This window comes from Halorubrum rutilum (assembly GCF_042665015.1).
Classification (GTDB): domain Archaea; phylum Halobacteriota; class Halobacteria; order Halobacteriales; family Haloferacaceae; genus Halorubrum; species Halorubrum rutilum.
The window spans coordinates 60,462-71,147 of record NZ_JBHTBL010000032.1 but is presented as its reverse complement, the minus strand read 5'-3'; the positions used below and the strand labels follow the sequence as shown (position 1 = coordinate 71,147).

Here is a 10,686-nt window from a genome sequence, read left to right as displayed (position 1 = left end):
GAAGTCGACCGTCGAGTCGAAGTCGATCGCGAAGGACGGCGGCCGCACGAACTACCGCGGGCTCGTCCACATCGCCGACGGCGCCGAGAACTCCTCGACCGCCGTGGAGTGCGACGCGCTGATGTTCGACAACGAGTCGACGTCGGACACGATGCCGTACATGGAGATCAACGAGTCGAAGGTCGACGTCGCCCACGAGGCGACCGTCGGGAAGATCGGCGACGAGGACATCTTCTACCTCCAGTCGCGCGGTCTCGACGACGACGACGCCAAGCAGATGATCGTTTCGGGCTTCATCGAGCCCATCACGGAGGAACTGCCGATCGAGTACGCCGTCGAGCTGAACCGGCTCGTCGAGCTCGAGATGGAGGGTTCGCTGGGGTAATTTGATGCCGGAATGCACCCACTGCGGCGGACACGTCTCACAGCGATTCGTCACCGTGTTCGGGTTAGACGGTGGTGACGTAGTTGCCTGTCCAGCATGTTCCGGTCGGGCACATATCGCAGAGACGATCGTGGATCGGTACTAGTCTCTGACCATGGAACACTGCTTTGCGTGTGACACCGATTACGGGTATCTTGGGACAAGCCCACACGAGGGGTCCTGTCCAGCCTGTGACTCAACTGCTGTCACTCCCGCAGGCGACCTCAGGGTCGTCGACACGACAACGTGGGAGTGTGTGAACGGGCTCTCAACGATCCACGTGACAGCGATTGACGACCGATCACGTCGGTTTGAATTTGTTGTTGCGGCGCGGCGGGGACGAGGGAAACTCGTCTGTCTCGCGATCGATGGAGTGACAGTACCCACCGAGACAGTGTGGTCAGTTCCATCTGCGGTTGCTACGAGAGTTACCGCGCATGGTATCAGGATCAGCGACTCAACGCCGGCTCAGAGCACATAATGAACAGTACTGGCCAGACACACAGTCGAACGCGTCTGTTCTGCCCCGGTCACGAGAGGTGATTCGACTTGATGAACGAGCGCACTAACGAAGAGCGACCGGACACAGTTTCCCGCAAAAACGGTACTGATGCGCCCTCATCGAGCGAAACTGGCGACGGACAGTCTGTTACCGACGCAGTTTCGGTGGAGAATGGGGACGAACGGCACAGTCAGACTACGTGTCCGGAGTGTCACGGGCGACTTCGTCGAGCCGATGATGAGGTTGATGCGGTCTGTGACGACTGTGGACTCGTCGTTTCAGACGCGACGCTTGATACGAACATCAAACTGTACACGCCGAACGACACCGGCGATGAGGACTCCCGCGTCGGACCAGCAAGCACGAACCTCTTACACGATAAGGGGTTGTCGACGATGATTGGGTGGCAAAACACAGATGCGAAGGGGAACGCGCTGTCAGGAGAACAGCGACAACAGATGCGTCGCCTCCGACGGTGGGATGAGCGCTTCCGACGGCGCTCATCTGCGGATAGGAATCTCATGCATGCACTCGGTGAGATCAACCGCATGGCTTCCGCGCTTGGTGCGCCGGACAGCACCCGAGAGACAGCAGGCGTCATCTATCGTCGCGCACTTACGGACGGACTCGTTACGGGTCGAGCCGTTGAAAGCGTCGCCACTGCGGCGCTATACGCGGCGAGTCGCATGGACGGTGTCCCGCGCTCTACCGACGAGGTCTCGGCAGTGAGCCGCGTCGAACAAATTCGCGTTGAGCGGGCATATCGACACGTCTCACGTGAACTCGGGTTAGAAATCGCCCCGACAGACCCCCGTTCGTTCATCGGACGGATCGCGTCGGACGTGGAGTGTACGGACGCGACAGAGCGAGAGGCACGACGTCTCGCCGGAATAGCGGTTGAAAACGGCGTTCACAGCGGGAAACATCCGGTAGGCATCGCCGCTGGGGCATTGTACGCGGCCGCTAAGCGATGCGATGAGTCGCTCCGACAGACGGATATCGCTGATGCTACGGACGTGAGCGAGATGACGATACGGAACCGGTATCCTGAGATTTTGGCCGCAACAGATACCGAGGATGAGTAGACACAGTGAATGACAACGCTGCCACCGAACTCAGAGGCGTATCTGGCTAACCCACATACAAGCTTGCTGCTGTATGGCGATTCAGCACAGCCTCTTACCCACAAATATCCGATTCTTTTGTTCGATGCCGGACTGTTCCGCCAAAGAAAATAACTTTTCTTCGACTGACTGAAACCTGTCGACCTCTAGACTAGGTTGACGCTATCGACGAAGTGGGGAATCTGTCAGAGGCAAAACGCGTGGCTCGAAGGGACCATCGAGTCACGCGGGTTTTCGCTCTAAGCCAGTCGATCTGTGACTGATTCGATAATCGCGGTTGTCTTATGAAGTGTACCAGCGGATGTCTGTCGAGAGTCGCGCACACGTACATATACGGTATAGGCCATGAGAGGCGGAGTGGTCCGCGAGACGAAATATATTGATCCACTATTTATGTATATTGACAGACCTATGAACTCGGACTCGTCAGTTACTCGGTTTGATCCGACGACTACTCGGTCAGCACTCGACGCTGTATTCACTGCTGTCTCCGAGTTTAAAAATACAGATGCCAAAAATCTCCGGCGTCTCGACAGATATATCGACGCCGACACAATCAACCTCCTGTTTGGTGGTCCGGATAGTTCAACAACGCGTATTGAAGAGGGGACCCTTTCGTTTCGATACGACGATGTATTCGTGACTGTGACACATGACGGATGGATCGAGGTCGTCGACGCAGACGCGTTCCCCACACGGCCAGCACACCATAGACTGTCAGCCGACGCACGCGCACAGCAATCGACCGAAGCGGCTCTCGAAGCGGCGGCAGCGGCGTTTGCCGAGGCCGAAGAATACGTCTGGACCGCCGCTAGCAACGCTTCGGATACTGAACTCGGCGATCCGCTCTGGGCAGTGGTGGAGCAACTCTGGGCCATTCAGACATCGATTGACGACCTCACCGCGCAGTCGTCTTCGACTGAATCGCTGGCAACACAGACAGATGACCAGTTGTGACGAGATGACCGATGACGCACTGTTCAACCTCGGCATCGATCTCAACCGGGAAGAGACAGTAGGTGGCGCTATTGATCGGACACTGACTGCGGTCCGTACCACACTGGGGGACACAGCGATTACCGTGTGGCGAAGCCGCAACGAGCATGGTAGCAACCTTGAGAATGGCCAATCGCCGGAACAGCCGTCCCCACCGTTGTTCGGTTCCGAACGCCATACGGGTCGGTCGGATCGAATCCCTTCACCAGACGCGTCTCTAATCAAGCGATGTTTCACGGCTGATGCGCCGGTTCGAACTGACGGGGTGGCCGGACCAATCGCACCGGATGATAACCGCTGGCTTCCGCGTCAGGAACTTTTCGTTCCGATCGATTCCGAGCGTGTGCTATCGGTTGGCTGGGATCACCACGATCTCGCGACCGCGTTGGACGAGGCCGCTGTCCGTGATGTTCTCGAGCGAGCAGCAGAGTTACTCGCCGCGGCACTCGACCGTATTAGCTCCCAGACCCGTGACCCGACAGGCGAGATCGCCTCGGACATTCGCCTCGGTGCGTTTCAACAGGCGATCGAGGACGCCGCCGATGGCGTCGCCATCCTTGACGACGAGGCGTACGCCTATATCGACCAGACGCACGTCGATATGTACGGATTCGACAGCAAACAGGAGCTACTCGGTCGAAGTTGGCGGGAGCTATACGCTGCGGATGAAGCGGCACGGATCGAGAAGGAAGCTTTCGACGCGCTCGAACGCGATGGTCACTGGCAGGGGCGAGTAACGGGAAGTCGGCCAGATGGAACGACGTTCCCGGCGGAGCTGTCCCTGACGATGGTCACCCCATCCCGAATGGTCTGTACGGTGCGTGACGTGAGCGATCGTGAAGCACGGGAACATGAACTCGCATTAAAAGAGCGGGCGCTGGACGAAGCAGGGACCAGCATCCAGATTACGGACCCGACCCAACCGGGGAACCCGTTGGTGTACGTCAACGAGGAGTTTGTACAGCTAACCGGATACGAGCGGTCAGAGGCTCTCGGCCGAAACCCGAGATTCCTCCAGGGCCCCGGATCAGATTCGGAGACGACAAAGCGCATCCGTACGGCGATCGAAACCGAGCGACCAATAACGACTAAGCTGAGAAACTACACCGCGGAGGGTGAACCGTACTGGGCGAAGCTCTCCGTGACGCCGGTTCGAGACGCAAACGGAATCGTGACAAACTACATCGGGGTTCAACACGATATCACCGAGCAACGACGGCGGATCAGAGAGCTCAGAGACCAGACTGAGCGGCTGGAGCTCGTCCTCAGCGGGACGGAGACGGGCATCGGTGAGTGGGACTTCAGTACCAACACAGTCACGTTGGACGCCACTTTACGAGAGACGGTCGGAGCGAGCCCGACGACGATAGACGAATGGCAAGCAATAGTTTATCCGGAGGACCACGAACGTGCCGCTGACGCCCTGCGGCGCCCGATCGAGACCGGTGACCCGGCTGCTGAGACGATACGAATCGGGACGGATGACAGCGAAGTCACGTGGATAGATCTACACACCGTTGTGAGTGATGCGGGTGATGGCTCTGCCAGTGTGCTGGCGATGGGGCGAGACGCGACGAAGCGCTCCGAGCGTGTGAAATGGGCGTCGAAACTGTTTGATCAGGGCCCGCTGCTGTTCGTTCAAACTCGGGCCGTTGGCGGCGAAGCAGTCATTGAGGCCTGTGACCGGTCGTTTTCCGACGCGCTGGGGTACGAGCGCGAAGCGGTGGTTGGACAGCCGCTCAGTGAGTTTTACGACGATACCTCGGCCAATTCGCTCCAAACAGACGGCTACGAACGCGCGCTTAGCGGCGATCTCACCGTTGCGGAACGCACGCTCGTGACGACGGACGGCGACACGGTCCCGTGTCTGTTACGGGCGATCCCGCGCACCGTCAGCGACGAAGTCGTAGGTACCGATGTGCTGTTCATCGATATCTCTGAACGCGAGAAGTACACTCGGCGACTGGAGGCAGTGTTTAACAGCCCGCACCAGTTTACCGCGTTAGTCCGCCCCAATAAAATCGTGACTGACGTGAACGATACGCTGGTTACACGCATCGGTGTGGATCGGTCGACTATAGTTGATGAACCAATCGACAAATTCCCGTGGCTGAACCTTGATCCGAACCACAGACTCACGGTTTGTGAGGCGGTCAACCGCGCGGGTGACGGTGAACTCGTCCAGACCGAAGGAGAACTACAGGGTCCAGATGGTCTCGCACGCATCGACGTATCGTTCAAGCCGATTCGTAACGCCGCTGGTGAAATCACGCTGATCGCCGTTGAGGGGAAGGATATCACCGTGAAGACGCGACAGCGACAGCATTTACAGGTGTTCCAGCGGGTCGTCCGACACAACGTCCGCAACGATTTAAACAAGCTCGTGGGATGGACAACGATGCTCGCCGAGGAACCGGACGCTGACTGTCGTCAAGATCATCTCCGCCGACTGACGCGTATATTCGACGGATGGGAACGACTTACGAACAAAATGCAGGTGATCGATCGCGCGATACGGGAGATACCACACGACGAGTCGAGCGTTAACATCGCTGAGGTCACTGAAACGGCCGCAACGGCGGTACGAGATGACCACTCGGACGCAACGATCGCTGTCTCTGTCGACGCGACCGACGAGACAGTCTCACGATGGCTCACACACCCAGTTACCGAGGTGATAAAGAACGCGGTGGCCGCAGGAGACCGAGAAGACCCGTACGTCAACGTATCGGTGAGACAGGTCGACAACGGCTGGCTCCAGATCGTCGTGGCCGACGACGGGCCTGGCATGCCAGATATAGAGCGGGAGGTACTCGTCACCGGCGAAGAGACGCCGTTACAGCACGGTTCTGAGCTCGGGATCTGGCTGATTCGGATGTTAGTCTCGGTACTCGGCGGGGAGATCGATGTCGACGTGACCGACACAGGTACCGAAGTTGTGCTTCGCGTTCCGACGTCGTCAGCAAACCGTAATCTGGGTTTAGCCGTACCCGGGCAGATGTCCTAGGGGGCATACCGTACAAACTGCGAGGCGTGTGGAAGGGTCGGCAAAGCCCCGTCTCACAACGAGGGGCAGCGATCCGAAACCCAGCAACCGAGGCCGGGTTGTGACACGGACTCGTCGGGTAACAGTACCGTATTCACTCCGGGATAGACTCGCCGCCGTCTTCATCGACTATTCCGGAAGGCTGTCGGTCCACTGCTTGGGCCGCCGCTTCACTATCCGAGCACGGCGACGAGCCAACCACCTGCCATGTGGGGGCAACATCTCGCTTCCCACACACTCGCGCCTCAATCTGGCCGTCGTCGGTTCGCATCTCAATAACGTAATCGAAGTGTGCCGACCCAAACCAGCTGGAACTGTCGATGTCCCTCGCTGGTGGCAGGTGGATGAGCCCGCCGACGCCCTGATTTCGCCACTGACCGACCAGTTCGTGGAGGAACCTATCGAGTGCAGTCGAGTCATGATGCGCCAGCAGTTGGGTCAACGTCGCGATCGCGAATGTTCCCGTTCGATCACCTGTCGCGAGCTGCGTCGTCGCACGTTCGGCGGCGACCCCAAGTGAAGTGAGGTCACCGCACCGAACCGGTCCGGCGTCGGTAGTCGCGACGTCAACACCGCCGTCGGTCTCGGCACCAGGGGTAGAATCGATGACGAGAGGGTCCATCGTCGAGAGCCGCGAGCGAACCTCATGGTGTGGGTACTTCGTCGTCAACACCGCGCCCGTCTCGGTCATCGCCGCGTACATGGCGTAAAACAGGTCATCGTACAACTGGGAGCTCGGCGCGGCGAATCCAACAATGTCGTCGTGTTGGACCGCAACATCGGCGATGAAAGCCGGTGCGATCGTCTCTGGAGACGGGTGTAGAACGGCTTCGAAGGCCTCACCGGGATGCCTTTCGGCTGCGAGAAGCCGGTCAACTAGCTTGTTCCCGTAGTCGTCGACGTAGACGGAAGAGTCGACCCATGACGAACGGTCTTCACTCGTCGCAGTCGCGGCGGGTTCAGTGGGCCGGTTCAGATACTCGTACACCATCATCGTCAACTCAGACGGCTGGGCACTCACTCGGTCTCACCCGCTCGCGGCGGTATCGGGTATAGAGGACCCTCCATCGAGATTCGCGGCGCGTCATTCCATCCCGAACTCATGCGTTCTATTCTTTCAGTATCAATACTATTTCTACGCCCGAAGATATGTGGCAGGCAGAATAGATACCAAATATATCCGTGTCTTAGTAGTAGTCCACAACCGTTCGTCACTCGAAGAAGCCGCGGATGATCTTCGACTCCGCGGCGCGCAGATGCTGGTGGAGCGTCGACGAGGACACGTCGAACCGGTCGGCGAGATCGGCACCGTTGATACCACGCGGATCATCATAGTATCCTTCTTGGAGCGCTGTCTCGGCGATCTCCCGCTGTCTTCTCGTCAACTCTGTACTCCCGGCCGACCCGTCGCGTCTACCGGATGACCCGGACAGATGGCGCTTCGAGACGAGCTGACACGAACCGGAGACGGTAGACAACTCCTCGCGGACCCGACCGATCACCCCCGGGTCCCTGGTCCAGAACTCCAACACGTCAGCGTTCGGGCGGGAACGGACACTGCTCAGTTGTGTGTCTGTCCGCATGAGGACGTCGCGAACCGAGCCCAGCGACCGGCCCGGTGTATCTCTCATCCGCACGGCAATCTCGTGGGCGTTGCTACCGATCGAGTCAATACTGTCGAGTTCGATACCCGGCGTCGCCGCGACGTAATCACGAAACGCGGTCTCGGTGTAGCCGTCGACGCGGCCGGTTAGGTGAAAGTTTTCTCTGCCCGTTAGCGCGACGTGTTCGACGACAATCGTCCCGGACGTCGAGAGGCCCGGAAAGAGCGGCGACGGGTCCCGACACTCAAGATCGAAGGCGATCGGTGCGTTCGACGCGTTCGCAGACTCAAGCGTTGACAGTCGCATTCCGGCGGCGTCCGCAACCGCACCAACCGCTTGGCGTTCTGGTTCGGCGAAGCGCTCGGCGTCTGTACTGATGAACTCGGCGACGGCATAGACGGTCCCGTAGTGGCTCACCGGAACCGCGAGCGATTCTCGGTAGCCGAAATGGAGCAGTCGATTAAGCCACTCGCCGTGACTTCCCCCAGTCTCTTGTCCATCGACGACACGCTGTGGTTCGTTTTGTGAGGCAGCGGTAATCGCGGGAAACGCCTGCCCGTCGTTTTCGTACAGCTTCGACGGTCCACCTGCCTCGGACACTTCGACCGGGTCAATTCGCTCTGTGACCGGATCATACGTGCCAACGAACGCGTACTCCGCCACACGATTGCCGAAGCCGACAACCGCCTCACGCACTGCCGCCGATGTCTCCGCAGTCACGATCGCTTCAACTGTGTCAACCATCCCCTCCCACAGGTTCTGGTAGCGGTCCGCTTGCCGCTGGGTCCTGGCGACATCATTTGAGAGCCCCGCTATCGATGTCTCCTGGCGAAGTTGTGTGAGTGCTGCCGAGACCTGCTGGCTCACCGCCCGAATGAACGATTCCAACGTCTCGTCCCGTTTGTCGACGACTACGCTCAACAGACTCGTCTCACCGAGCTGTGTGACGAGTGCCTGCTTCTCGGCTGCGTCGTCCGCCTCGATAACGGCGTCGGCCGGGAGCCAGCACGTGTCGGACTCGGTGAACGCTCGCCAGAGGTCCGTCTCGCCCGGGTGAATTCGCTGTCGGCTACGTGATTCGGTGTTGTCTCCCGCAGTCGCAAGCCGCACCAACTCCCCTTTTGACGTATTGCGGTCGTATATCGCGAGTTCGTCAGCCGTCACCACTTCGGCAACCGCCTCGACGCACGCGTCAAACGCGTCTTCCGGATCCGTTGCTTTGAATACACGGTTGCTCACGGCGTAGAGGTTCGTCAACCGGCGCTGCCGGTCGAGTTCGTCACGCACATCGGTAAGATCGGTGATGTCGTTGGCAACGCCGAGTACCGCGTCCTCATCGCTGTCGGCCAGCTTGAATGGTATTTTCCACGTTTCTAAGATCCGCTCGTTGCCCGCGGCGTCGGTCAGCGTCTCCTCGGTGCGATGGAGCGGCTCGCCGGTCTCAATCACCCGTCTATCGTCGTCGGTGAATGCGTCCACCTCGTCGGGCTCGGCCGTGTAGTCGGCATCAGTCGAACCGATCATGTCCGAGACGGTGGTACCGTACGCGTCAGCGACCGCTTCGTTCGCGAGCAAGAATTCGCCGTCGGTGTTCTTCGCGAATATCAGCTGCGGGACTGTATTCATGACACGTTCGAGCTGATTGCGTTCTGACTCTATGCGGTCGCGCGCAGTACGTAGTTGACGTCGCTGCGCGACGAGTTCGATCGCCGTCTGGAGGTACTGTGTGACGATCAAAATGAGCTCGCGTTCGTCCTCGGCGAGATTGTCCGTTTCCGGCGACCCGACGAGAAACACACCATCGTCGTCGATAGGGACAATAAATTCGGTACCGATTGGCGTCTCCCGGTTGTGAACGCCCACCTCCGCGGCGACATTCGGATAGTATGCCGGCGTCCCAGCATCGAACGCCTCCCACGCAAGCGATTCACCAGGGCGGAATTGCGGTACCTCCTCGACAAGCGACGCTCCGCTACTGGAGACAGACACCGGAACGAGCACGTCGGTCGCGGTCTCCGCAGTTCCAGTCGGATTCGCTGTATCCGTTCCAGCAGGTTCGTGTGCCCAATACCCAGAGAACGGCCGATCAATAATCTCCGTCACTCCCTCGATGGCAGTATCAATCACTTCCTCGTAATTGTCTGCAGTCATCAGCTCTTCGGCAAGCGAACGTGTCTCCTCAAGGCGACGGAGTCGGCGTTCTTGTTCGGTGAGATCGAGATTAACGCAGGTGATTCCCCCGTCGGGAAGCTGTGCGAGGGACACGCGCTGTGTAATCGGCGTGCCGTCCCGTTTGACGCCGACCAACTCTCCGTCCCACGACCCCGTCTCCTCGACGACCGGGAGAACCTCGGTTTCGATTCGCTCGATGACGTCGTCCGCGTATATCTGCCGCCAGGTCCCGCCGAGCAGCTCCTCGGCGTCGTCGTACCCGAACATCGTGACGTGGGCGTCGTTGAGGTACGTGTACTCACCGTCACCGTTTAATAACGCAATACCGGAGGTCGTCAGGTCCATCGCGGCCGCCTGCTGTTCGAGCCGAGCCAAGTCCTCTATGCGTTCGCTGGCGTCTTGGAAGATTCCGAGGACGTACTCGGTGCCCGCGTGTGTAAACGTCGTTGACCTCACGTCGACGGGCACTGTCGACCCGTCGGCGCGCAGAATCGTTACCGGCTCCTCCGCGTCGGCGCGGACGTGTTTCTCCCGCCCGTCTTGGACTGCCTGAAACCCTTCTTGATGGCGCGTCTCAGTCTCTGGAGGGTGAAGTTCGGTCTGGTGCATCCCGATAAGCGAAGAGCGGTTGCGACCGAACAGCTCGGTCGCAGCCTCGTTTACCGCCACGACGGTTCCGGTGGCGGCCTCTGCGGCGAGGATCGGTGCTGGACCTTCTATCGCCAGCCGCGCGAGGAACGCGTCGGCTCCGTAGTCGGGAGACGTGGGTTCCGGACTCATCTTGTTATATAATTCACTATTCTGGACCAATTTGAGAG

At 59.3% G+C, this 10,686-nt stretch carries 7 protein-coding genes; 5 read left to right on the top strand and 2 right to left on the bottom strand.

Annotated elements, in window-relative coordinates:
- The 5 genes from ACFQMF_RS16265 to ACFQMF_RS16250 form a co-directional block, all read left to right on the top strand.
- The coding region (locus ACFQMF_RS16265) for a SufD family Fe-S cluster assembly protein (RefSeq protein WP_379792169.1) at positions 1–385 on the top strand (385 nt) is incomplete at its 5' end.
- A 4-nt stretch (positions 386–389) separates the two neighbouring features.
- Positions 390–530, top strand: coding sequence for a DUF7563 family protein (locus ACFQMF_RS16360; RefSeq protein ID WP_425492674.1), 141 nt, complete (start codon positions 390–392; stop codon positions 528–530).
- 446 nt (positions 531–976) lie between these two features.
- Entirely contained in the window at positions 977–2,011 is a 1,035-nt protein-coding gene (locus tag ACFQMF_RS16260) for a transcription initiation factor IIB (protein ID WP_256409781.1), read from the top strand.
- 450 nt (positions 2,012–2,461) lie between these two features.
- A complete protein-coding gene (locus ACFQMF_RS16255; RefSeq protein WP_173228524.1) occupies positions 2,462–3,007 on the top strand; it encodes a HalOD1 output domain-containing protein in 546 nt (181 codons plus the stop codon).
- A 382-nt stretch (positions 3,008–3,389) separates the two neighbouring features.
- Positions 3,390–6,053: a sensor histidine kinase gene (locus ACFQMF_RS16250; protein WP_256409780.1), complete on the top strand. Its 2,664-nt coding sequence runs from the start codon at positions 3,390–3,392 to the stop codon at positions 6,051–6,053.
- Positions 6,054–6,186: 133 nt separating this feature from the next.
- Here ACFQMF_RS16250 and ACFQMF_RS16245 read toward each other — a convergent pair whose 3' ends face one another.
- Together ACFQMF_RS16245 and ACFQMF_RS16240 are read right to left on the bottom strand one after the other, a co-directional pair.
- Positions 6,187–7,086 (bottom strand): DUF7504 family protein, encoded by a 900-nt coding sequence (locus tag ACFQMF_RS16245; RefSeq protein WP_256409779.1) that lies wholly within the window; start codon positions 7,084–7,086, stop codon positions 6,187–6,189.
- Between the two features lie 217 nt (positions 7,087–7,303).
- A complete protein-coding gene (locus ACFQMF_RS16240; protein ID WP_256409778.1) occupies positions 7,304–10,648 on the bottom strand; it encodes a PAS domain-containing protein in 3,345 nt (1,114 codons plus the stop codon).
- Positions 10,649–10,686: the final 38 nt, after the last annotated feature.